This is a genomic window from Ezakiella peruensis (assembly GCF_900215725.1).
Taxonomy (GTDB): Bacteria; Bacillota; Clostridia; order Tissierellales; family Peptoniphilaceae; genus Ezakiella; species Ezakiella peruensis.
This window is the reverse complement of the sequence record NZ_LT962469.1, coordinates 866,272-889,462: the sequence shown is the minus strand read 5'-3', so window position 1 is coordinate 889,462 and position 23,191 is coordinate 866,272. Positions and strand designations below refer to the sequence as shown.

19 protein-coding genes and 1 tRNA gene are annotated in these 23,191 nt (G+C 34.9%); 16 read left to right on the top strand and 4 right to left on the bottom strand.

What is annotated here, in order from left to right; translation table 11 throughout:
• Positions 1-38 precede the first annotated feature (38 nt).
• The 12 genes from CUU59_RS04315 to CUU59_RS04260 all read left to right on the top strand — a co-directional run bounded on the left by CUU59_RS04315 (position 39) and on the right by CUU59_RS04260 (position 14,887).
• On the top strand, positions 39-1,823 hold the full coding sequence (locus CUU59_RS04315) for an aminopeptidase P family protein (protein ID WP_099950767.1): 1,785 nt from the start codon (positions 39-41) through the stop codon (positions 1,821-1,823).
• A complete protein-coding gene (uvrC, locus tag CUU59_RS04310) occupies positions 1,813-3,630 on the top strand; it encodes an excinuclease ABC subunit UvrC (protein ID WP_169922854.1) in 1,818 nt (605 codons plus the stop codon). Before CUU59_RS04315 ends, uvrC begins: the two co-directional genes overlap by 11 nt.
• A gap of 114 nt (positions 3,631-3,744) precedes the next feature.
• Positions 3,745-7,296, top strand: a complete 3,552-nt coding sequence (gene nifJ, locus CUU59_RS04305; RefSeq protein ID WP_099950765.1) for a pyruvate:ferredoxin (flavodoxin) oxidoreductase — start codon at positions 3,745-3,747, stop codon at positions 7,294-7,296.
• A gap of 252 nt (positions 7,297-7,548) precedes the next feature.
• Positions 7,549-8,865, top strand: coding sequence for a ribosome biogenesis GTPase Der (der, locus tag CUU59_RS04300; protein ID WP_099950764.1), 1,317 nt, complete (start codon positions 7,549-7,551; stop codon positions 8,863-8,865).
• The gene (plsY, locus tag CUU59_RS04295) at positions 8,865-9,458 is read left to right on the top strand and encodes a glycerol-3-phosphate 1-O-acyltransferase PlsY (RefSeq protein ID WP_099950763.1); all 594 of its coding nucleotides are present in this window, start codon (positions 8,865-8,867) and stop codon (positions 9,456-9,458) included. Before der ends, plsY begins: the two co-directional genes overlap by 1 nt.
• Entirely contained in the window at positions 9,455-10,462 is a 1,008-nt protein-coding gene (locus CUU59_RS04290) for an NAD(P)H-dependent glycerol-3-phosphate dehydrogenase (protein ID WP_099950762.1), read from the top strand. The genes plsY and CUU59_RS04290 overlap by 4 nt, the downstream gene beginning before the upstream one ends.
• Positions 10,459-11,622, top strand: a complete 1,164-nt coding sequence (locus tag CUU59_RS04285; protein WP_099950761.1) for a biotin/lipoyl attachment domain-containing protein — start codon at positions 10,459-10,461, stop codon at positions 11,620-11,622. Before CUU59_RS04290 ends, CUU59_RS04285 begins: the two co-directional genes overlap by 4 nt.
• Positions 11,623-11,630: 8 nt before the next feature.
• Positions 11,631-12,311 carry a YggS family pyridoxal phosphate-dependent enzyme gene (locus CUU59_RS04280; protein WP_245870551.1) on the top strand — a complete coding sequence of 227 codons (681 nt, stop codon included), beginning with the start codon at positions 11,631-11,633 and terminating at the stop codon, positions 12,309-12,311.
• A gap of 14 nt (positions 12,312-12,325) precedes the next feature.
• A complete protein-coding gene (locus tag CUU59_RS04275) occupies positions 12,326-12,778 on the top strand; it encodes a cell division protein SepF (protein ID WP_245870550.1) in 453 nt (150 codons plus the stop codon).
• The gene (locus tag CUU59_RS04270) at positions 12,772-13,536 is read left to right on the top strand and encodes a YlmH family RNA-binding protein (protein ID WP_099950759.1); all 765 of its coding nucleotides are present in this window, start codon (positions 12,772-12,774) and stop codon (positions 13,534-13,536) included. Before CUU59_RS04275 ends, CUU59_RS04270 begins: the two co-directional genes overlap by 7 nt.
• Complete coding sequence (gene lspA, locus CUU59_RS04265; RefSeq protein WP_245870549.1) at positions 13,533-13,982, top strand: signal peptidase II; 450 nt, start codon at positions 13,533-13,535, stop codon at positions 13,980-13,982. The genes CUU59_RS04270 and lspA overlap by 4 nt, the downstream gene beginning before the upstream one ends.
• Positions 13,979-14,887 (top strand): RluA family pseudouridine synthase, encoded by a 909-nt coding sequence (locus CUU59_RS04260; protein WP_099950757.1) that lies wholly within the window; start codon positions 13,979-13,981, stop codon positions 14,885-14,887. Before lspA ends, CUU59_RS04260 begins: the two co-directional genes overlap by 4 nt.
• On the opposite strand, the gene CUU59_RS04255 is transcribed toward CUU59_RS04260, so the two are convergent.
• Positions 14,855-15,922, bottom strand: a complete 1,068-nt coding sequence (locus CUU59_RS04255) for a nucleotidyltransferase family protein (protein ID WP_099950756.1) — start codon at positions 15,920-15,922, stop codon at positions 14,855-14,857. The genes CUU59_RS04260 and CUU59_RS04255 overlap by 33 nt on opposite strands.
• A 101-nt stretch (positions 15,923-16,023) precedes the next feature.
• Between CUU59_RS04255 and CUU59_RS04250 the strand changes: the two genes are divergently transcribed.
• Positions 16,024-16,100, top strand: a tRNA-Pro gene (locus tag CUU59_RS04250).
• Between the two features lie 234 nt (positions 16,101-16,334).
• Here CUU59_RS04250 and sdaAA read toward each other — a convergent pair.
• Genes sdaAA through CUU59_RS04235 form a run of 3 tightly spaced genes read right to left on the bottom strand, consistent with a single transcriptional unit; the run spans position 16,335 to position 19,713 of the window.
• Positions 16,335-17,210 (bottom strand): L-serine ammonia-lyase, iron-sulfur-dependent, subunit alpha, encoded by an 876-nt coding sequence (sdaAA, locus tag CUU59_RS04245; protein WP_099950755.1) that lies wholly within the window; start codon positions 17,208-17,210, stop codon positions 16,335-16,337.
• 1 nt (position 17,211) lies between these two features.
• Positions 17,212-17,883 (bottom strand): L-serine ammonia-lyase, iron-sulfur-dependent subunit beta, encoded by a 672-nt coding sequence (gene sdaAB / locus CUU59_RS04240; protein WP_099950754.1) that lies wholly within the window; start codon positions 17,881-17,883, stop codon positions 17,212-17,214.
• 3 nt (positions 17,884-17,886) lie between these two features.
• The gene (locus tag CUU59_RS04235) at positions 17,887-19,713 is read right to left on the bottom strand and encodes a stalk domain-containing protein (protein ID WP_099950753.1); all 1,827 of its coding nucleotides are present in this window, start codon (positions 19,711-19,713) and stop codon (positions 17,887-17,889) included.
• A 128-nt stretch (positions 19,714-19,841) separates the two neighbouring features.
• Here CUU59_RS04235 and CUU59_RS04230 point away from each other — a divergent pair, with 128 nt between their 5' ends.
• From CUU59_RS04230 to CUU59_RS04220, 3 genes are read left to right on the top strand one after another with little or no spacing between them, the layout of a single operon-like run.
• Positions 19,842-20,681 carry a hypothetical protein gene (locus tag CUU59_RS04230; protein ID WP_099950752.1) on the top strand — a complete coding sequence of 280 codons (840 nt, stop codon included), beginning with the start codon at positions 19,842-19,844 and terminating at the stop codon, positions 20,679-20,681.
• Entirely contained in the window at positions 20,678-21,712 is a 1,035-nt protein-coding gene (locus CUU59_RS04225) for a metallophosphoesterase family protein (protein WP_099950751.1), read from the top strand. Before CUU59_RS04230 ends, CUU59_RS04225 begins: the two co-directional genes overlap by 4 nt.
• A complete protein-coding gene (locus tag CUU59_RS04220) occupies positions 21,709-23,157 on the top strand; it encodes an ATP-binding protein (protein WP_099950750.1) in 1,449 nt (482 codons plus the stop codon). The genes CUU59_RS04225 and CUU59_RS04220 overlap by 4 nt, the downstream gene beginning before the upstream one ends.
• The last annotated feature ends 34 nt before the right edge of the window (positions 23,158-23,191 follow it).

The following is a 23,191-nucleotide window of genomic DNA, read 5'->3' as shown; positions in this document are numbered from 1 at the left end:
GAAATAAATAGGGTATAATATAAAGCAGGAGGTTTGTTATGAATTCTATTGAAAAATTATCTAAGCTAAGAGAGCTAATGAAGAGAGATGGAATTGATTATTTTGTAATTCCTACTAGTGATCCGCACATGAGTGAGTATGTTCTTGAAAGATTTAAGTCAAGAGTGTATTTGACAAATTTCACGGGTTCAGCTGGCTATGCTATTGTAAGTCAAAATGACGCTTTGCTGTGGGCTGATGGTCGTTACCATGTTCAAGCCGCAAATGAAATAAAGGATACTCCTTTTAAACTTATGAAATGGGGTTTGGAAGGCGTTGATACCTGGCAAGAGTGGCTGGATAAAAATGTAAAAAAAGGCGATGTAATTGGATTTAATGGCTACATTACATCTGAAGGTTTATGCGAAGAAATTCAAAACTTGTTAGCTGACAGGGCTGAGTTTAAATACGACAAGGATTTGGTTGGTGAATTTTGGGAAGATAGACCTGAACTTCCAAATGGCAAGGCCTTTATCTTAGATGAAGAATTTACTGGCGAATCGCCAATGAAGAAGCTTGAAAAGATTAGAGAAGATATGAATAAAGCTGGCGCAAATTATATGTTTATATCCACACTTGATGATATAGCATATATTTTGAACTTGAGGGGGCACGATGACAATTTTACTCCTTATGTAGTTTCATATCTGATTATCGATAAACACAATGCAACACTATACGTCAATGATTTTAAATTAGATCAAACTGTAAAGGGATACCTGCAAAAAAATGGAATTAAGTTTAGAGACTACGATGCTATAACAGATGATCTAGGACACTTTAAAGACAGTGACTATGTATGGATTAATTCTGGAAAGATTTCAAGTCTCCACTACAAGATTTTAAATGAAAATACAAATATTATAGACAAGGCTCTGCCAACAACTATTATGAAGGCTGTTAAAAATGATGTAGAAATTTCCAACACCAAGAAGGCTCACATCATTGACGGGGCAGCTCTTACTAGATATTTATTCTGGATGAAGAACAATGCTGGCAAGGTCGAATTGAACGAATACACTGCACAAGAAAAACTGCACGAATTTAGGGCTGAGGCTGAAAGCTTTATTTCAGAATCATTCGGAACGATTTCTGCTTACAAGGGCAATGCTGCCATGGCTCACTATTCTGCAAATGAACACAAGCATTCAGATATAACAAAAAATGGTATTTATCTGGTTGACTCTGGTGGACAATATTATGAAGGCACAACAGATGTTACCAGGACTATTACACTTGGCAATCCAAGTGAAGAAGAAATTCGCGATTATACATTGACTTTGATTGGTCATATTAATTTATATATGGCTAAGTTCTTGAAGGGAACTTGTGGTTGCCATTTAGATGTGCTTGCCAGGGGCAGAATGTGGGAAGAAGGCATTGACTTCAAGCACGGAACTGGCCACGGTGTAGGCTTTGTACTGGGTGTTCACGAAGGTCCAATGAGCATATCAAGAGCTCTTATAAATGTTCCTTTGGAACCCGGTATGGTTATTTCAAATGAGCCAGGTATCTATCGTGAAAACAAACATGGTATTAGGATTGAAAACTTGATCACAGTTACTGAATTTAAGTCAACTGAATTTGGTAGCTTCTATCAATTTGAAAACCTAACTTATACTCCTTATGATAAGGACTTGATTGATGTAAGTCTCTTAAACGAAGACCAAATCAAATATATCAACGAATATCACAAGGCTTGTTATGACAAGTTGATTTCAGGCATGAAAACTGACGAGGAAAAGCAAATGCTTAAGGAGGCATGTAGTCCACTTGAAGTTTGATATTAAAGAAGAATTAAAAAAGCTCCCGGCCAAACCGGGAGTTTATATTATGAAGGATAAGGCTGACAACATTATCTATGTGGGCAAGGCTAAGAGTCTGAAAAACAGGGTAAGATCTTACTTTCAATCAGGCAATAAAAATATGAAGGTGGAGGCGATGGTAAAAAACATTGACCACTTTGAATATATTATTGTCGATAGTGAGGTTGAGAGCCTGATTTTAGAGAGCAATCTGATTAAGACTCATGCGCCTAAGTACAACATCCTGCTTAGGGATGACAAGTCCTATCCTTATATAAAAATTACAAATGAAGATTATCCAAGAATTATCAAAACTCGTGAGCTAAAAAATGACGGGGGCAGGTACTACGGTCCATTTCCAAACGCTTATGCAGTTAATATTGCTGTGGAAAAGTGGGAAGACATGTATAAACTCCGCAGGAGAAACAAAAATATAGAAAAAATTTCTGAGCCTTGCTTAAATTACTATATACACAAGTGCGATGCTCCATGTGCTAGGTTTATTAGCGTGGAAGATTATGCAAAAAAACTGGTTGAGCCTATAGACTTTTTGGAAGGCCGCAACAAAAAGGTAATTGAAAGATTAGAAGACCAGATGCTTGCCTATGCCAAAGAAATGGAATATGAAAAGGCAGCTGAGATAAAATATGCCATTGAGCAGATGAGCTTTTTGAAGGAAGAGCAAAAGATCACCAAGCCACTTGGAGATTCGGCTGACTATATTGCCTACGCCAAATCGAATGATATATTTCTGGTTGAAGTTTTCTTTAAAAGAGATGGCAAGATGATCGGCAAGGACAATTTTGTCCTTAACAATATTTCGGAAAACGAACACCAGATGATGGAAGAATTTATAAAGCAGTATTATGTAAATATTGCCAATCCTCCATCAGAACTCTTAGTCGAAATCGAGCCGGACAATATTGATCTCTTGGAAAAAGCTTTGAAGGGCAAGGGAACATTATCCACAAAAATTTCTGTGCCAAAGCGTGGGGAAAAGCGCAATACAATTATGATGGTAAAGAAAAATGCTATGGAAGAATTGGCCAAGCACAAGAGCAGGCTCTTGCAAAGGACCAAGACCAACGAGAGGGCACTCTTGAATTTAGCTGAAATAATTGGCACAGGTGAATATCCATCTATAATTGAATCTTTCGATATTTCTCATATACAAGGAACGGATGCAGTTGGCGCTATGGTTGTATTTATTGAAGGAAATCCAAATCGAAACGGCTATAGGAGATTTAAAATTAAAAATAAAAACACTGGAGACGACTTAGCTAGCATGCGAGAAGTTTTAACGCGCAGGTACAAGAGACTGGTGGAAGGGTCTAGAGGGTTTAACGAAGCGCCTGATTTAATAATGATGGACGGTGGTCAGACGCAAATAAATGTTTGTAAGGAGGTTCTTCAAAGCCTTGGACTTGATATACCTGTTATGGGGATGGTCAAAGACGATTTTCATAAGTCAAGGGCAATTTTATACGAAGGCGAGGAGTACGAACTTAAAAATTACAGGGACTTATATACTTTTGTAAGCACTTTACAAAACGAAGTTCACAGATTTGCCATATCCTATCACAAGTCTTTGAGGGGAAAGACTATGGTTAAATCAAGGCTAGATGGGATCAAGGGCATTGGACCAAAAAGAAAAAAAGTTCTCATGGAAAAGTATGGAAGCATAGAGAAAATTAAAAACGCAGACATGGAGGAATTAAGTTCTCTTCCTGGTATGAATACCAATGCAGCTCTTAGTGTAAAAGAGGAATTGGCTAAGTACGATTAAAGCTTGATAATAAGATAATATCAAGCTTTTTTATGCTTGGACAGGTGATTTGAATCACTTGACAAAATACAGCATATGGTATAAGATTAAGACATAATGAATTAGGAGGTAATTATGACTAAACATTTTAAAACGATGGATGGTAATACCGCTGCCGCTCACGTAAGTTACGCATTTACAGAAGTTGCAGCCATTTATCCTATCACACCATCTTCAAACATGGCCGAAGTTACAGATGAATGGGCTTCACAAGGAAGACTAAATCTATTCGGACAAAAAGTACTGGTAAAAGAATTACAATCAGAAGCAGGTGCTGCTGGAGCTGTTCACGGTTCTCTTCAAGCAGGCGCATTGACTACTACATACACAGCAAGCCAAGGTTTGTTGTTGATGATTCCAAATATGTACAAGATTGCTGGTGAATTATTACCAGCTGTTTTCCATGTTTCGGCTAGAGCTGTTGCGTCACATGCACTTTCAATTTTCGGCGACCACTCAGACGTTATGGCTTGCAGACAAACTGGTTTTGCTATGCTAGCTAGTGGTTCTGTTCAAGAAGTTATGGACCTAGGAAGCGTTGCTCACCTTGCAACAATCAAAGGTAGAGTTCCATTTGTTCACTTCTTCGACGGATTTAGAACAAGCCACGAAATTCAAAGAATCGAAGTTATGGACTACGAAGAATTAAGATCTTTAGTTGACTACGATGCAATCCAAGAATTCAGAAACAGATCATTAAATCCAGAAAGACCTGTTACTCGCGGAACTGCTGAAAACCCTGATATTTTCTTCCAAGCTGCTGAAGCTTCAAACCCTTATTATGAAAATATTGTAGAAATTACTAATGATTATATGAAGGAAATTTCAAGAATTACAGGCAGAGACTACGCACCATTTAACTACTATGGTGATCCTGAAGCTGAAAGAGTAATCGTTGCTATGGGTTCAGTAACAGATACAATCGAAGAAACTGTTGATTACCTAAATGCTAAAGGTGAAAAAGTTGGTGTTATGAAGGTTAGACTTTATAGACCATTCTCAGCTAAATACTTCTTTGACGTTTTACCTAAGACTGTTAAAAAGATTGCAGTTCTTGACAGAACAAAAGAAAAAGGCGCTTGTGCAGAACCTCTACACTTAGACGTGCTAGAAATTTTCCACGAACATGAATTACAACCTAAGATTGTTGGTGGTCGTTATGGTCTATCATCAAAAGATACAACCCCATCACAAATTAAAGCTGTTTATGATAATCTATCATTGGATGAACCAAAAGATAAATTCACAATTGGTATCGTAGATGACGTTACTCACACAAGCTTAGAAGTAAAAGACATCATCAACACAGAACCAGAAGGAACAATCAAATGCAAATTCTGGGGCTTTGGATCAGACGGTACTGTTGGTGCTAATAAATCCGCTATCAAGATTATCGGTGATGACTCAGGTCTTTATGCTCAAGGTTACTTTGCCTATGACTCAAAGAAATCAGGGGGTGTAACTACATCACACTTAAGATTTGGTAAACAACCAATTAAGAGCACATACTTGATTACACACTCAGACTTTATCTCATGCTCAAAGCAAGCTTATGTTAATAGCTATGACCTACTAGAAGGTCTAAGACCTGGCGGAACATTCTTACTAAACTGCCTATGGGATGATGCAGAACTTGAAGAGCATCTTCCAAACCACATGAAGAGATATATCGCTGAAAACGATATTAACTTCTACACTATCAATGCAACAAAGATTGCCGCAGAAGTTGGTCTAGGTGGAAGAATCAACATGGTTATGCAAGCTGCATTCTTCAAATTATCAGAAGTATTACCAGTAGATGAAGCTGTTCGTCACTTAAAAGACGAAATCGTTCACAACTACGGTAAGAAGGGTGAAGCAATTGTTAACATGAACTTTGAAGCTGTTGACAAGGGTATTGATGCTCTACACAAGATTGAAGTTCCTGAAAGCTGGAAATCATTAAAAGATGATGAAAATGAAGCTGATGAATCAAGACCAGAATTCATCAGAAACATTGCAGATGTTATGAACTCAATGAAGGGTGATACACTTCCAGTATCAGCATTCACAGGTAAATATGCTGACGGTACTTTTGAAATGGGTACATCAGCTTATGAAAAGAGAGCTATTGCTGTTACAGTTCCAGAATGGAAGATTGAAAATTGTATCCAATGTAACCAATGTTCACTAGTTTGTCCACACGCTGCTATCAGACCTTTCTTAGTTAGCGAAGAAGAACAAAAGAATATGCCTGAAACATTTGAAACAAAGAAAGCAAATGGTAAAGGCTTAGATATTTATCAATATAGAATCCAAGTTTCAGTAATGGATTGTACAGGTTGCGGTAACTGTGCTGACATTTGTCCTGCTAAGGAAAAAGCACTTGTTATGGAAATGTTTGAAGACCAATATCATCCACAAAAAGAAAACTGGGAATTCGCAATGTCCTTATCTGAAAAGAGAGACATTATGGATAAATACAGCTTGAAAGGCAGCCAATTCAACATGCCATACCTTGAATTCTCAGGAGCATGCGCAGGTTGCGGTGAAACACCATATGCAAAATTGATCACACAACTCTATGGTGACCACATGTTAATTGCAAACGCAACAGGTTGTTCATCAATCTGGGGTGGTTCAGCTCCAAGTACTCCATACTGCACAGATTGCAATGGAAGAGGACCAGCATGGGCCAACTCATTGTTTGAAGACAACGCTGAATACGGTTTTGGTATGCACCTAGGTATTAAGCAAATTAGAAACAAGATCCAAGACCTAATGGAAGAATTAATTGAACTCAATGTAAATGATGAGCTAAATGAAATTCTAAAGAACTGGATTGAAAATAGAGAAGACACACCAGCAACCAAAGACGCTTATGGTGCTTTAGTAACTGGTAAGTTCGATCTCAAAGGCGATGCTAAGGCTGAAGAACTATTCAAAGAAATTATGGATAGAAAAGATTACCTCATCAAGAAATCTGTATGGATCTTCGGTGGTGACGGCTGGGCATACGACATCGGATTCGGTGGACTTGACCACGTACTAGCAAGTGGTGAAGACGTTAACGTTATGGTATTTGATACAGAAGTTTACTCAAATACAGGTGGTCAATCATCTAAATCAACACCTCTAGCAGCAGTTGCAAAATTCGCAGCAAGCGGTAAGAGAATTAGAAAGAAAGATCTAGGTTTAATGATGTCAAGCTACGGCTACGTATATGTTGCTCAAATTGCTCTTGGTGCTAACATGAACCAAACAATCAAAGCTCTAAAAGAAGCCGAAAGCTACAAGGGACCATCACTAATCATTGCTTATGCACCATGTATCGCACACGGTCTAAGACAAGGTATGGGCAGAACAATCGCTACAGAAAAACAAGCAGTTGACTGTGGTTACTGGCACCTATATCGCTTCGACCCAAGACTGGAAGAAGAAGGAAAGAATCCATTTGTTCTTGATTCAAAAGAACCTAAGGAATCATTCCAAGACTTCATCAACAGCGAAGTTAGATACACAGCTCTCAGACGTTCATTCCCAGAAGAAGCTGATGAATTATTCAAAGCTGCTGAATACGAAGCAAAGAGAAAATACCAAGTTTACAAACAAATGGCTGAAAGAGAAGGCATTGTTGTTGAAGACTAATATATAACTTAAGTCAAAACTTTAAAAGTTTACGCGCACTGACAAGGTCAAAACTATTTAATAGTTTACGCACACTGATTAAGTCAAAACTTTAGAAGTTTACGCACACAGACTAAGTTTAATCAAAAGATCTCGATTTTAAATCGGGATCTTTTTTATTTATTATATTAGAATTTAATAATAAAGATAAATGACAAGGCAAATAGAATGAAATATTTAAAATAATATGTTATAATATTCTTAGGAGGGTCTATGAGAAGAGAGATAGTTACAATAGTGGGGAGGCCAAATGTTGGTAAGTCCACACTTTTTAATAGAATAACAAAATCAAGATCTTCTATTACAGAAGATACGCCAGGTGTTACTAGGGATAGGCTTTATCGTAAGGCCGAGTGGCTTAATAAGCCTTTCTTGCTAGTTGATACTGGTGGTCTTGACGCAAAGAGCGAAGATAATTTTATGAATGATATTTACGAGCAGGCAGAAGTTGCTATTAAATCGAGTTCATGTGTCATTTTTATTGTAGATGGTAAGTCGGGCATTACGCCAACTGATAGATCAATTCTTAACATGCTTAGAAAATTCAATTCCAATATTGTTTTAGCTGTTAATAAGATTGATGCCAAAGATGCAGAGGCTAATCTGTATGATTTTTATGAATTTGGTATAGAAAAAATGGTTCCTATAAGTGCAGAGCATGGAACAGGAATTGGCGACTTATTGGATGAAGTCGTCAGCTTTTTCCCAGAAGAAATTGTTACTCCAGATAGGAACGATGAAATAAAAGTAGCTTTTATTGGTAAGCCTAATGTTGGAAAGAGTTCTCTATTAAATTATATACTTGGTGAAAAGAGGGCGATCGTAACCAATATTCCAGGAACAACTAGAGATTCTATTGACACTTATGTTACTTTAAGGGATAGGGAATTTAGATTAGTCGATACTGCTGGCCTTAGAAAGCGCGGAAAAATTACAGAAAAAATTGAAAGATTCTCTGTTATTAGAACACTATCAGCTGTTGATGAGTGTGATGTTTGTGTGCTTGTAATTGATGCAAATGAAGGCATTACAGAACAAGACACAAAGATAATGGGCTACGCTTATGAAAATAACAAGGCAGTAGTGATTGCTGTTAATAAATGGGACTCAATTGAAAAAGATTCTCTGACTCAAAGGCAATATGTTGCAGATATTAAGAATGACCTATCTTATGTTCAATTTGCACCGATTGTCTTTATTTCTGCTCTTACTGGACAGAGGGTTGATGTTTTGATTGATACAATAATCAAAGTTTATGAGAACTATAACAAGAGGGTGCCAACTGGTGTTTTAAATGAAATTATTAGCGAAGCTGTGCTTTTAAATAACCCACCTCAAGATAAGGGTAGGAGGTTAAAAGTTTTTTATGCTGCTCAGGTATCAGTTGCACCACCTGTATTTTGTATTTATGTAAATGATACAAAATTAACTCACTTTTCTTACACTAGGTATTTAGAAAACACAATAAGGAATTCATTTGATTTTGAAGGAGTACCTTTGGTGTTTGTTTATAAGAATAGGGGCGAATAATGAAATATTTATTTTATTTATTTTGCTATTTACTTGGCTCAATTAGTTTTTCCTACGTCCTTGTAAAGATCTTTAAAAATGAAGATGTAAGGGATAAGGGAAGTAAAAATGCTGGTGCAACTAATGTTATGAGAAACTATGGTAGACCCATTGGTTTTTTTGCCTTTCTTTTGGATTATGGCAAAGGTTTTTTGGCAGCATTTTTATCTAGTCATTTTAATATTGGGCTTCCTATTATAGCAGTATTTTGTACTGCTTTAGGGCATATTTTCCCTATATTTTTAAAATTTAAGGGCGGTAAGGGAGTTGCTACAACCGCCGGAGGCTTTTCTGCCATGAGTCCAGCTTCTATTTTAATGGGATTTGTTGTATTTGTAGTCTTTGCTATAGCAACTGGTTATGTTTCAGTTGGCAGTATGGCTCTTATGGCATATTTATTTTTCTATGTAGCCATGGTTGCCCTGAAGCTTAAAGGCATTGAACTATTCATTGCGGGTATATCTGTATTAATGGTTATAATTCGTCACAAGGACAATATTATTAGACTTATAAATGGTAAAGAAAATTCTATTCGTAAGGGGAAAAGATTATGAGAGTTTGCGTAATAGGTGGCGGAAGTTGGGGAGTTAGTTTAGCCAATGTGTTAAATGATAATAAGCACGATGTAAGCATATATTTTCGCGATAAGAAACAAATTGATTATATAAAAGAAAATGGCAAGAGCAATAAATATTTAAAGGACTTTGTTTTTCCAAAGGAAATAAAGCTTACAAATTCTATATCAGAGGCTATTGATGGAAGTGTGATTATTGTCCTAGCTACTCCTTTGCAACAAATTGTTGAAGTTTTGGAAGAAATAAAGCCATATTTAAAGGGCGATGAAATTATTGTAGATGCCAGCAAGGGAATTCACTTTGAAAGACTGCAAACGGCTTCTGAAATTGTAGAGGATGTATTAGGGAATTTTTCTTACGCTGTTATATCTGGACCAAGCCATGCTGAAGAAGTTTCCAAGAGAATGATAACTACAGTTGCCTGTGCATCAAAAGATGAAGAGGTTGCCAAATTTGTACAAGACTCTTTTATGACCGAATATTTTAGGGTTTATATCCACAAGGATGTCTTGGGCGTTGAAGTAGCAGGGGCAATTAAAAACGTAATTGCCATTGGAGCTGGTGTCCTAACTGGACTTGACCAAGGCGATAATGCCAAGGCTGCTTTGATAACCAGGGGCTTGTTTGAAATGTCAAAGCTAGGCAAGAGCTTAGGCTGCAATCCGCTTACCTTTATGGGCTTAGCTGGTATGGGCGACTTAATTGTAACTGCAAACTCAATTCACTCTAGAAACTTTAGGGCGGGTTTATTGATTGGCAAAGGTGTGCCTATAAATAAATTACAAGAAGAGATTGGTGAAACAGTTGAGGGTGTAAACACTGCCAAGGCTGTTCATCTGCTAAGTGAGAAGATGGGTGTAAACATGCCGATTTGTAAGGTTATATATGAAGTTTTATATGAAGACAAGGGAATTGATATAGCTATTCACGAGCTAATGAATAGACCTAGGAAACATGAGTTTATGGAGATGATGGAAATTTGAAGAAAGAAAAGAAATATTCTCCCTTTTTAGTAGTAATGCTCCTTGTAATCTACACAGGCATTTTATTCTATTCAGTCCAGCCGATGCTTAAGGCAAATTCCTCGACATTTTATTTGCCAGTTGAAACAACATACTATGATTCTATTAGTGGAGATTTTTTGGCTATAAAAGATGAGACAGTATTTTCTTCATCTAAAATAACTGGTTCGGCAAACTATGAAGAGGGAACAAGGCTAAGACGTGGAATTATAAAGGCTGGTATAGCAGAAAACGAAGAGTATTACGAGATAAGTAAAAAGTTATCTGAGCTAGAAGATACTAAGGCAATGTTTACAAGTGAGATTACTGATATAGATAAAAATTTAAGGCAAGCTATCATTAGTGAAGATTACAATAGTTTGAAAAAACTGGTCAATAGCTTTGGATATAAAGTTTTAAAAGATGGCAATCTGACAAATGCCAGCAAGATAGATGAAGAAATCGAGAATTTAAGAGTAAAATTAAACTCTTTAAGCTCAGCTGAGGTATGGAATCCTGCTGGTATTATTAGCTATGATATGGATGGATATGAATATCTTAAGATTGATGATTTTGAGAATATCAAATATGAAGAATTCGTAGATGTGCTTAGCAGACCAAATTTGGATATTAACCAAAAAGATTTCAAAATAGTTGATAATTTTAGAGTTTTATTTATAGTTCATTTTCCAAACAGCCAGGAATTGGTGGATCTCAACGGAAGACGCATAAATATATCCATTGATGACCACAATAGCTTTTTAAGTGCAAGGGTTTTGATTCCCGCTAACTATGATAAAGATGGATTGGTTGGTTTCTTGGTCGATAATCACATAGAAGATATATATAGTATTAGAAGGGGGAAATTATCTGTTGTCTTTAACTCTGTGCCAGCTTTTAGAATTCCAACACAAGCCATAGTTGAGTACAATGGAAAGCAGGGAGTTGTTGTTAAAGATGAAAATGGAATAATTAGGTTCAGACCAGTTGATATTTATAAGTCTCAACAGGATTTTACTTTTATATCTAGAGGTAATGCAAGAGCAGAAATTGGCAACGAAGATAATTCAGAGCGAACCATAGTTTTTTATGAGGAAATAATTCTAAATCCGAATTTAAATAGAATTGATACGATTTATTGAGGTGGATAATGATAAAAGAAAATTTGGATATGGTAAATCAAAAAATCAAAATTGCTGCAGAAAAATCTGGCAGGACTTTTGAAGATATAACTTTAGTTGCTGTGACCAAAACTCATGGTCTGGATATGATAGATGAGGCAATAGAATCTGGTGTAGTAAATATTGGAGAAAATCGAGTCCAAGAGCTTATGACCAAGATTGACCATATACCTGAAAATATAAATATACACATGATAGGGCAATTGCAATCAAACAAGGTCAAGTATATAATCAATCGGGTTAATCTTATTCAATCCTTGGACAGGATGAGTTTATTAAAGAAGATACAAAATGAAGCTGAAAAAATAGATAAGATTCAAGACTGTTTGATTCAAATTAATTTGACCGATGATAAAAATAGGGCTGGCGTACATTTTGATGATCTGGAAGATTTTTGCAAAGAAGTTTCTAATTGTAAAAATGTAAGAGTTTTAGGATTAATGTGTGTAGCACCATTAGACTCTAATAAAGATGAATTAATTGAAGTATTTTCTAATATGAGACTAGCATTTGAAGGATTAAAATGCTATAATATAAGTAATGTATGTCCTAAAATACTTTCTATGGGTATGAGCTCAGATTTTAAACTTGCTATTGAACAAGGTGCAAATATGGTTCGTGTCGGAAGTGCAATTTTTGGACATAGATAATAGAGGAGGAAATTATGTCATTTTTAGATAAGATGAAAAATTTTTTAGTTGCTCCAGACGAAGAGCAAGACTTGTATGAAGAAGAATTTGAAGATGAGGTTGAATATACCCCTGAGCCAGCAAAAGCTAAGTACTCACCAAAGGTTACCGTTAGCGAAAGCAGTCGTCCAGCACCTTTGACATCAAGGGCATCAACTTTTAAAATCCAAGTTCAAGACCCTCTAAAGTACGAAGATGCACCAAAGATTATAGATAAACTAATCAATAATGATGCAGTGGTTGTTAATTTTGAAAACCTTGAACCAGAAATTAAAAGGCAAGTGTTTGACTTTATTAATGGTGGAATTTATGCTATTGAAGGTAAGATTCAAAAGGTTACAAGAGATATCTTTATCCTAGCTCCAAAGGGAGTAGGCATTGAAGGCATCAAAGAAGAATTGGTAGAAAGCGGTCTTTATACTTGGTAGATGAATTATCGTTTTTATACAATGACGATGAAAAAATAAAATACTCCAGAATAGAGGAGAAAGCTTTAATTGCTTTAAATAATTTTAGGGCTGAGCCTGTAGATTTTCTTGACCCATTTTGGCAAGAAATGTCTATATCAATTGCTCAAAAGTATGATGACCTTAAAGCAATATTTTTTGGTGGAATGGATAATGCAGAAAATAAATATCTAGTCTTTTATCCATGGTATATGGATTTAGACGCAAAGGATTTTATAAGCATTATTTGTTTCGACAATCCTTATGATGATATTAAACATAGTGATGTTTTAGGGAAACTTCTTTCATTTGGAATTGAAAGAAGAACTTTGGGCGACATTCTTGTTGGAGATAAGGTCTATATAGTTGTAAACAAGTCTGTAGAGTCGTTTTTGCTAACAGAATTTAGAGATGTTCGCCGCCATGGTATAATTCCTTACACAGTTGACAAAGCTCCATCCATTATAAAGGATTCTTATAAGGAAGTAAGCGTTATTGTACCTTCTTTGAGGTTGGATGCAGTTGTTAGTAAAGTATACAATATATCTAGAAGCGAGGCCCAAGGCAAGATTGAAAATGGTTTGTTAAAGTTAAATTATAGGATTGTTGACAAGCCAGCATCTGAGGTTAAAGAGGATTCATTAATATCGCTCAGGTCTTTTGGGCGGGTGAAAATTAAAGAAGTCACGGGTACTACACAAAAGGGTAATTTAAGATTAAAAGTGGAGAGATTGATTTGATATATGTTTTTATAACTTTAATTTTAATAGCAGCTGACCAATATACCAAGCACCTAGCTGCAAATAATTTGCTAGAGAATTCAATAAACATTTTTAATTGGCTAAAGTTAACCTATGTAGAAAATTCAGGGGCAGCCTTTGGTATGCTAGCTGGTAAGCAGACTTTTTTTATAGTGCTAACCGCAGCAGTTTTGGTGGTTTTTTCTGCCTATGTTATAAATCACAGGCTTGAGTTTAATATCCTAGAAAAAATCGCCCTTACTCTATTTTTTAGTGGGGCAGTTGGAAACTTTATAGACAGGCTCTTGAATGCTTATGTAATAGATTTTATTTCGGTTAGGCTCTTTAATGTTTATGATTTTCCGGTATTTAACCTTGCAGATTGTTATATTTCGATTTCGGCTGTATTATTTATTATAATTGTTATTTTAGGGGACAAGAAATGAAAATGACTATTTTTATGTCAAGCGATGATAGGCTTGACATTTTTTTTAAATCTTTTGGTTTTGAGACCAGGTCAGAGTTTTCAAACGCAATAAAGGAAGAGCGGGTTTTAATAAATGATAAAAAAACAAAAGCAAGCTATAAGCTTGCCGAGGGTGATGTTATTACCATTAAACCCGATATAGATTACAATCAACCGAAAAATTTAAATATTAAAATTCTATATGAGGATGAGGATATACTTGTTATAGACAAACCAGCTTTTATAGCAAGCCACGGGGCGAAGTCTTATAAGGGGGATAGCGTTGTCAACTGGCTATTATATTATGGCTGTGATTTAAGTGATTTAAATGGAGATGATAGGCCAGGAATTGTTCACAGGCTTGATGCAGATACATCTGGCGCCCTTATCATTGCAAAGAATAACCTTGTCCACCAAAAGCTTCAAGACGCATTTAGATCAAGGTTTATTACAAAAGAATATTTGGCAATAGTAAATGGCTGTCCAAAGTTCGATCAGCTTACTATTGAAGATCCAATTGCCAGGGGCAATAATCCTACAAAAATGGCAGTTGTAGAGGGAGGCAGGACTGCCGTATCACATGTAGATATAATTGATAAAAATGAAGATTTTGCTCTATTAAAAGTTAAAATAGAAACAGGGCGGACCCATCAAATACGTGTCCACCTTAGCCATCATAATCTACCGATAGTCGGGGATAAACTATACGGCTTAAAAAAAGAAAAAATAATAGCACGAAGACAAATGCTTCATGCTTATCATTTAGCTTTTAATCATCCAATTACGGGTAAGCGGATGGATATTTATGTTGATTTGCCAGAAGATTTTAATTCTATATTGGCAAAGGCAGGCCTAGATAAAGGGAGACTGACTTCTATCGAGTAACTGCTTGTGGTCTGATAGTGAGTGATAAAACTCACTGTGACTTTCATTTAAAATATACAAGTCTCGACTTAATAAATTCAATCTAACAACATCTTTGTATTGGGTGTAGAGAATAGATTTATCGATAGAATTTAAAATATCTGATGATTTTGAAATAGCTAAAGGCTTAATCAATGTGGTGTCAGCAAATTTTTCTTGCATTTCACTTGTAATTCCAAGTATAGCTTTTAAAAGGGCCCTTCTAATCCTCGATCTACTTAGAGTCTTGTGGGCTGAGTTTTCGATTATATCCTCAAAGCTTTCAGCATAAAATATGGAATCATAAATTCGATTTTTATTTGATTCATCTAGGCCTTCGGTATTAATAGACCTGGATATGCCAATAGACTTACATGATGAAAGCAAACATTCATTTGAAAGGTAATTTCCAGATTTTTTCATATTTTGTCTAATAGAAGAGGCAGAGTAGTCGCTATCCTCATTGTGGTTGTATGGGCTTACAATTCTCTGTATTGGAATTATTTTTATTGGTGCATTTAATCTTTTCAATTCTTTTATATATTCAGTGGCTAGCATATCATTGCTGCCAATAGTTTTGCCAGTTTCCTTAAGGACTAAATCTTTTATATAATTGCTATAAGAGATGTCCTTGAGGATTATTTTTTTATTGGCAATGTCATTATCAATTGAAGATACAATATCAGCTAGATAATATAAAAAATCTAGATCAGGATTTTCAGCTCCAAAGGCAAGTGCATCTATGTCAATAGCCATTAGATGGCGAATGGAGTTGCGGCTAAATGTCTGACCGTTTTGCAAGGAGAAAATAGCCGCTAATTCAAAAACAGCATCGACACCATTATTGTAAGCATTAAAAGCACGCGAAAACTTATCTGTAATTGCAAATTCTCCGCGCACTACATAATCACCACTCATTATAGATATAATGACATTATTTTTTTCTTTAACTGTATTTATCAAATGCAAATGGCCCTTATGAAAGGGATTATATTCAGCAATAATTCCAATTCTCATAATCTACCTCTAGAAAATTTTATCACAGTAAGCGATATTTTACAATTAAAGACTTATATTGTAAAGTTTATTTTTATATGTTATAATACATAGGAAGTCGGCGGGGTGTAGCGCAGCCCGGTAGCGCACTCGTCTGGGGGGCGAGTGGTCGCAGGTTCAAATCCTGTCACTCCGACCAATATAAAAAACAGATGGTTTGTTTTATGTACTGCCATCTGTTTTTATTTGTGCAATTTATAAAAAACATGAAATAATTTTTTTAGGATTTTTAAATGCGAATAAAATTTTAATTTGAATATTTTTAAAAACATTAATTTTAAAAAATCTTTTAAAGTTTAGAACAGATAAAATTGTTATTAAAATGAAAATTAAAAAATGCGGACCAAAGCCCGCATTAAATAAATTTAAATAGTTATTTTTTATTTACGCTCATTCTTTCGTGTTCTAATCTTTCGGCAGTAGGAGTTGCAGCAATTCCGCCCATAGCAGTTTCTCTAAGAGCTTCAGGCATACTTGCTCCTACTTGACGCATGGAGTCAATGGTTTCGTCCAAAGGAACTAGGCAGTTGACACCAGCCATGGCGAGGTCTGCCGATATAATTGCGTTTACAACACCGCTTGCATTTCTAAGATTGCAAGGATACTCTACAAGGCCGCATACAGGGTCGCATACAAGTCCTAAAATATTTTTAATAGCAAAGGCTGCAGCTGCAAACATTATATCAGGCTTGTATCCTCTGAGATAGCAAATAGCAGCAGCACCCATGGCAGAAGCTGATCCACATTCTGCTTGACATCCACCTTCAGCACCAGAAATGCTTGCGTTTTGTGCAATAATTTCGCCAATTACACCAGATGTTATTAGAGCCTTTACAAGTTCTTCGTCTGTGTAGTTATATTTTTCTTGCATGGAAAAGAGCACACCAGGAATAATGCCGCTGGCACCAGCTGTTGGAGCTGCAACAATTCTACCCATTGAAGCGTTTACTTCTGATACTGAAAGGGCCATTGCCATTGCTCTGGTAATTAAACTTCCACTTACAGAGTCATCTCTAAAGTGGTTAACCTTAACAGCGTTGCCACCTGTAATACCTGAAAGCGTTTGAATTGATTTATCTAAACCTTCATAAGCAGATTCTCTCATTACATTTAGCGTGGTTGTCATTTTTTCAAGCATTTCTTCAGGAGTAATTCCTATATTTTCTTCGTCTTTAAGAAGGGCAATTTCCCAAATTTCCTTGCCAGTTGTTCTGTATATATCATATACTTCACTTGCTTTATTATACATATTAGTTATCCTTTCCAACTTTTATAAAAGTAGCAAACTCAAAGTCGTCAATTCTATTTATATCATCTAAAATAGAATTATCAACTTCACCATCAAATTCACATATAAGAGCGGACATACGGCCACTTCTTATTACAGTCATGTTTGCAATATTAAAGCCTGCGATGGCAAATAGGGAAGTTATACGCGAGATAATACCTCTCTTATCTTTATATTTTAAAATAACAGTAGGGCGTTCACCTCTGAATTCAATTTCGGTGCCATTGATATTTGTGATTAAAATATTACCGCCACCAATGGATGAACCTTGTACATAATAATCAGGCCTATCTTCGTAGTGAAAAATAATGCGGACTGTGTTTGGGTGAACAAAGCCCAAATCTGTTTCTAAGTACTCGTAATGTAAGTTATTTTCATCAGCAATTTTAAAAGCATCTCTAATCCTTACATCACTTGGTGAAAATCCCATAACACCGCCTAAAAGAGCCTTATCGGTACCGTGGCCATTGTATGTTTTTGCAAACGAACCATGCAAGAGGAAAGAAACGGATGTAAATCCTTCTCCTGCAATAGTTGTAGCAATTCTTCCTAGTCTTGCAGCTCCAGCGGTGTGTGAGCTTGAAGGGCCAATCATAATTGGTCCAAGTATTTCTAATAAACTAAAATCCCTCATAAATTACCCTTTCTTTCTTTCAATTTTTTTATTCTTTTTTCCTAAATTCAAGTATAAAATCATACTAATAAGAAGTAGTGCCGAGAATAAATAAACATAGATAATGTTTTTTGTGTCCAATTTAATATTAATATCTCCATCTTGAAGAGGAGCTTCTAATAGACTAGCCTTTGAATTTTTCTTAAGCTTTAGTGTATTGTTATCAGTTTTAACAGAATAAAATTCGTTAAAAAGGTTTGATAGTGCTTTTTCTGACAAATAAATATCATTATTTATAAGTATAGGTGGATCTATTAGTTCTGATTTGTTAGCACCAGTTGAAAAAAACTGATTACCTATGCTTAATTTAATAGCATCTCCTATTGTTGCAATCCCAAGATTTTCTTCATAAGAAACTCCCAGAAATTCACAGATTTCATTGATGGGTAGGAGCACGCGATTGTTGTAGCTAATAGCATTTAAATTTCTAGCTTTTTTGCCTTTAACATCTATTTTATAATCTTCAATTTTATCGAATGAAGCAACTGTCCTTTTAATCCATCTGGCTTTTGGTGTGTTTGGAATAATTTTACCCTCGTTTATTAAAACTACACCCTCTCTAATTAAAGTTTGAACGCCACTAGATATATTTGGTGTATCTGCAATAGAAGAGTGCTGGCTAATAGTTTTAGAATCTATTATAAGAATATCTGCATCCGCACCAACTTGTATCATTCCTTTGTTAAGTAGGGGGGAATCGATGGCAGGAAACATATCTTTAACTGACTTAGTCTGAGCACTTATAGCTTCTTTTAAGCTTTCTGTATTTATTCCCAGTAAAATTCTAGCCATAAACGTATTTATATCTTGAGTATTCATAATTTTTCCAGGTGCGCGGTCATAACTTTCGCTTGTAAATTCTGGGCTTGAGGCAAGCTTACTGATAGTATCTTGGTTTATTGCACTGGCAACAGAAATTCTATTATTTGACTTATAATAGTTTTCACCAAAAGTAAAAGACTCTTTGCTATCTTTATTTATGGCAAGATTTCCATTTAAGTTTTTCAAGTAATTAGAATTCTGATTAGCAGGGACAATATTTACATAAGAAAAAGGATAGCCACCAAGAGTGAAATTATCATGGTCACTAGCAAAGTTGAGGAGGTCATCCATAATACTATAAAAATTATTTGCTGCAATTAAATGAATTTTGCGATCTTTATTTGTTTCTGCAAGTGTAGAAACAAATGGAATAATTTCGCTTTCATTAATATTCTCTAAGTCTAGATAGAGTGGATAGGAAGAATCTATAAAATCTAAGTCCAAGGTATCTGTTGTCAGAGGTTTATTATAAAAGCCAGCAAAGCCATCAGAAATTGCAGAAGCAACTTTTGATTTAAAATCAGCATAGGCCTGATCTTGGTCTTTGTTTGCGTAAATGTTTGAAATATCTCTCAATAGAATTCTGTTTATGTAAGAGATACTCGAACCATTATTTAAAAGAAATGAATCGTAATTATCATCTGCAATATAAATAGAGCTTACGACTCCATCAAATAGTCTGGATTCATCAAATTTATCTCCAAAGTGTCTTTGAAAACTATCTATAAAGGCAGGTACTACAAGCTTACCTGTAGCATCTATAATTGTATTGCCAACAATGTCATCAAGAGTTATTATTGAAATTTTGTCATCTTTAATACCAATATTATATTTTTCTAAACTTTTATTACTTGCAGGGTCGTAGACATCTCCGTGTAAAATAACAGTATCGTACTGGTCAGCTGCATGTGATGTAAAAGAATACAATAGAAGAAATATTAATAATGAAAAAACTGTTTTCCTTTTCATACAAATCACCACAATCATTATACACGATATATGAAAAAAATAAAAGAATAATCGATTACAAATAGGTCTTTAAGGTAAATATGAGAATTATCTTATAATTTGTGTTATAATTAATACAAGGAGGGCGTATGGCACTGTTAATTGAACTATCACCCAAGTTGGTTATAGATTTTGAAGATCAAAAATCATCTAGAGAAGTTTTATTAAGATCAGGTGATCTTTATAAAATTTTAAACAAGTACAATCAAGACAACAATATTTATTTAGCAGCGGGCTCAAATATAGGAGAGGAAATTAAAACCATCCTATTAAATAGGGGATCAAATGTTAAGCATATTAAGATTAAAGATGGGGCAAAGATTGAAGTAAGGATAAATTATGGCCACAATCCGATTATAAGAAGTGAGGCAGATCATAAACTTACTTTTGATGATAATATGGAAATAAAGAAAAACTTTGTCTCTTCACTCTTTAAAGAAGACCTTATGGTTTTGCCTGTTTATGATTTGGAGAGGGAATTTGCTTTGGAATTTTTACGCAAGGCAAATGAATATCATAAAGACTCTATTATTTTTGGCGACCGTGTAATTAGCTCTTTATCAGAAAATCCGACGGTGGCAATTATAGATGAAGAAGCGGTAATTGATTTCGCACCTTTTAAAATTGTAAGTGAATATGAATTAATAAATTTCTCTTATAGTCTATGTGAGGGCAAAAACACAAAGCTTTTATTAACCACCAATTTTGGTTTGCTATTTTATGATGGAGACACTTGCCTTCAATATGATTTAACTTCTTACAATATAGATATGATTTACTTTGCCTATACTTTTGCTCTGGAGAATAAAATGAATTCAAAAGATATTCCCAAATTTGTTGTAGCAGCCTCACAGGTTGAACCAGGTACAAAGATTGGAGAGATTATGTCTTTGGCAAAAACTTTTAAGGGAAGTGTACTCCATAGATGATTAAGCTAATTCATATATCTGATCTTCATTTATGCGATTCTTTAAAATCTTCAGTTATAGAGCCATATCAGCTAAGAGAAATCCAGTGGACTACTTTGAAAAATGTAGTTACCTATGCAAACAGTAAGGAAATCTATCTAATTCTTATAAGCGGAGACCTCTACGAGAGAAAAAATTTTTTAAAAACTCACGCCCAGAGGTTGATTAAAATTTTAGGAGAATTTAATGGTGAGGTCCTGATTATTTTTGGCAACCATGACTATGTAGGAGACAATTTTGTATTCGATGATATAGATATACCTGACAATATAATTTTGCACACTATGAACAAGATCAAGAGATATGATTTCAATGACCTAGATCTTTCTGTTTTTATGCATAGCTGGGAGAGAGAAGTCGAAAGTGAGCCTGATTTTACAGGTATAAATAAGATTAATAAGTACAATATTCTAATGGCTCATTCCGGTTTAAACGTTGATAAGGCTTATATGCCTTTTGATAGAAACCTTGTTGTAGAGGCTTTTGATTATATTGCCCTTGGCCATATTCATAAGCCCATGGTGGTTGATGATAAGTTTTTTTATCCGGGAAGCTTAGAACCTATGTCAATAAAGGAAACTGGTCCGCACGGTGGATATGAAATTAAAATTGATAATGGAGTAAGCGTTTCATTTGTTGACTTTGCGTCTATGGAATATGTGGATAATAATATTGATATTAGTCATAAGACTGTTGATGAGTTAATTGATGAATTAAAGACAATAGCTAGAGATAAAATACAAGTTTTAAGGCTAAATATCACAGGTTCAGATATGGCTATGGATGTAGAAGAATTGAGATATGCTTTAAAAAATTATTTTCCATATATAGTAATAAATGATAAGCGGACGCCAAATATGAAGGTAACAGGTATTAATTCAGAATTTTTAGATGATGTAAATAATATAATTGAAAGTGAATTCCAGGGTCATTATCAGGAAGATTTAAAGAGAAAACTTATATCGCTTATGAATAAGGTGGTAGGCTTATGATTATAAAAGGAATATTACTTGATGGCTTTGGCAAGTTTGATAGAAAGCACATTGAATTTGCTCCTGGATTAAATATCGTATACGCCGACAACGAATCTGGTAAGACCACAATTAGAAAATCAATTGAAGCTGCCTTGTATGGTTTTACCAATACAGAATCCAAGAGAAAAAATTATTATGATGATTATAGTATATACAAGTCAGGGGCCTATAGGGTTAAATTAAATTTGGCAGGCGAGGATGGCGACATTTCAATTGAACGGGATTTATCGCAAGAGATTGCAAGGGTTTATTCTGACCACAAAGATATTTCGAGTGGTTATTCTTATGTAAACAAGATTCTTGCTCCTGGCCTTGATATCTTAGGTGTGGATAGCTCTGTTTACAGGGAGTTTTTTGATATAGATTCCAATATTGATTTGAATAATGAACTCATTCGAATGATATTAAACGCTGATTTTGATTCTGATTTTGCAAGCAAAATAATTTCCTTGGCTGAAAGTGAAAGATCTGAAATAGGTTCTTTAAATGCGCCCACTAAACAAAGGGCTATTATATATAGGCAGATTTCAGATTTAAAAGAAAAAATCCGCTCTTATAAGGAAATAGAAAATGAAATTAAAAGCTTAAAAGAAAAGATTGAGGACAAAGAGTTGGCTGAAGTTCAAAGGCTAAAATCAGATAAAAAGCCAAAGAATGCTCAATCAAATTTGTTTGAATACATTGTCATGATAATTTCTTTTGCTTCATTTTTTATCTATGTAAATAATGCTTGGCTATATCTAATTCCAGCTATTTTTATTATTTTATCTCTGACCAGTATATTTAAGAAGAAAAGAAAAAGAAATCTTGCAAAATTAGATACTAATGAAAACAAAGATGAAAATGAAATTGAATTTTATAAGGGCCAGCTAGATATTTTGGAAAAATATATGGACGAGAAGTTGGAAGATATAGATAGGTTGGATAGATTAACTGCAAAATTAGAAGATCTAGACTATGAGTACAAGCTTTTAACTGACCTGATAGATATTACAGACAGGGCTCAGAGAAAAAAATCTGCTAGTCCAATTAATAAGAGCCAAGACAAGTCAAAGGAGATTTTTAAATTTATAACGGCATCTGATGATTTGTTTTTAGATCAGGATTTTAACAGCTTTTTAGACAGGGGATTTAAACTAAACAGAGAGCAAATGAGCACAGCTACCAAAGAAATTGTAAACTTTTCAACCAAGATGGCCCTTAGGCTTCAAATAATGGAAGGCGGTTTTATATTGCTTGATGATGCCTTTCAATATTTGGATGACTTTAGGTTAGCCAATACAGTTGATTATTTGCTTGGTCTTTGCCAAGAGGGTTTTCAAATTATTGTCTTCACATCCAACAAGAGAATTTTGGATATATTGGAAGCTGGATCAAAAAAATATAAGAAAGTGCTTTTATAAATATTGATTTTGAATAAAAAAAATAATATAATAA

Coding starts and splice junctions, on each gene's coding strand:
- CUU59_RS04315 (WP_099950767.1), top strand. CDS start 39: ATGAATTCTATTGAAAAATTATCTAAGCTAAGAGAGCTAATGAAGAGA.
- nifJ (WP_099950765.1), top strand. CDS start 3,745: ATGACTAAACATTTTAAAACGATGGATGGTAATACCGCTGCCGCTCAC.
- der (WP_099950764.1), top strand. CDS start 7,549: ATGAGAAGAGAGATAGTTACAATAGTGGGGAGGCCAAATGTTGGTAAG.
- plsY (WP_099950763.1), top strand. CDS start 8,865: ATGAAATATTTATTTTATTTATTTTGCTATTTACTTGGCTCAATTAGT.
- CUU59_RS04290 (WP_099950762.1), top strand. CDS start 9,455: ATGAGAGTTTGCGTAATAGGTGGCGGAAGTTGGGGAGTTAGTTTAGCC.
- CUU59_RS04280 (WP_245870551.1), top strand. CDS start 11,631: ATGATAAAAGAAAATTTGGATATGGTAAATCAAAAAATCAAAATTGCT.
- CUU59_RS04275 (WP_245870550.1), top strand. CDS start 12,326: ATGTCATTTTTAGATAAGATGAAAAATTTTTTAGTTGCTCCAGACGAA.
- CUU59_RS04260 (WP_099950757.1), top strand. CDS start 13,979: ATGAAAATGACTATTTTTATGTCAAGCGATGATAGGCTTGACATTTTT.
- CUU59_RS04255 (WP_099950756.1), bottom strand. CDS start 15,922: ATGAGAATTGGAATTATTGCTGAATATAATCCCTTTCATAAGGGCCAT.
- sdaAA (WP_099950755.1), bottom strand. CDS start 17,210: ATGTATAATAAAGCAAGTGAAGTATATGATATATACAGAACAACTGGC.
- sdaAB (WP_099950754.1), bottom strand. CDS start 17,883: ATGAGGGATTTTAGTTTATTAGAAATACTTGGACCAATTATGATTGGC.
- CUU59_RS04235 (WP_099950753.1), bottom strand. CDS start 19,713: ATGAAAAGGAAAACAGTTTTTTCATTATTAATATTTCTTCTATTGTAT.
- CUU59_RS04230 (WP_099950752.1), top strand. CDS start 19,842: ATGGCACTGTTAATTGAACTATCACCCAAGTTGGTTATAGATTTTGAA.
- CUU59_RS04225 (WP_099950751.1), top strand. CDS start 20,678: ATGATTAAGCTAATTCATATATCTGATCTTCATTTATGCGATTCTTTA.
- CUU59_RS04220 (WP_099950750.1), top strand. CDS start 21,709: ATGATTATAAAAGGAATATTACTTGATGGCTTTGGCAAGTTTGATAGA.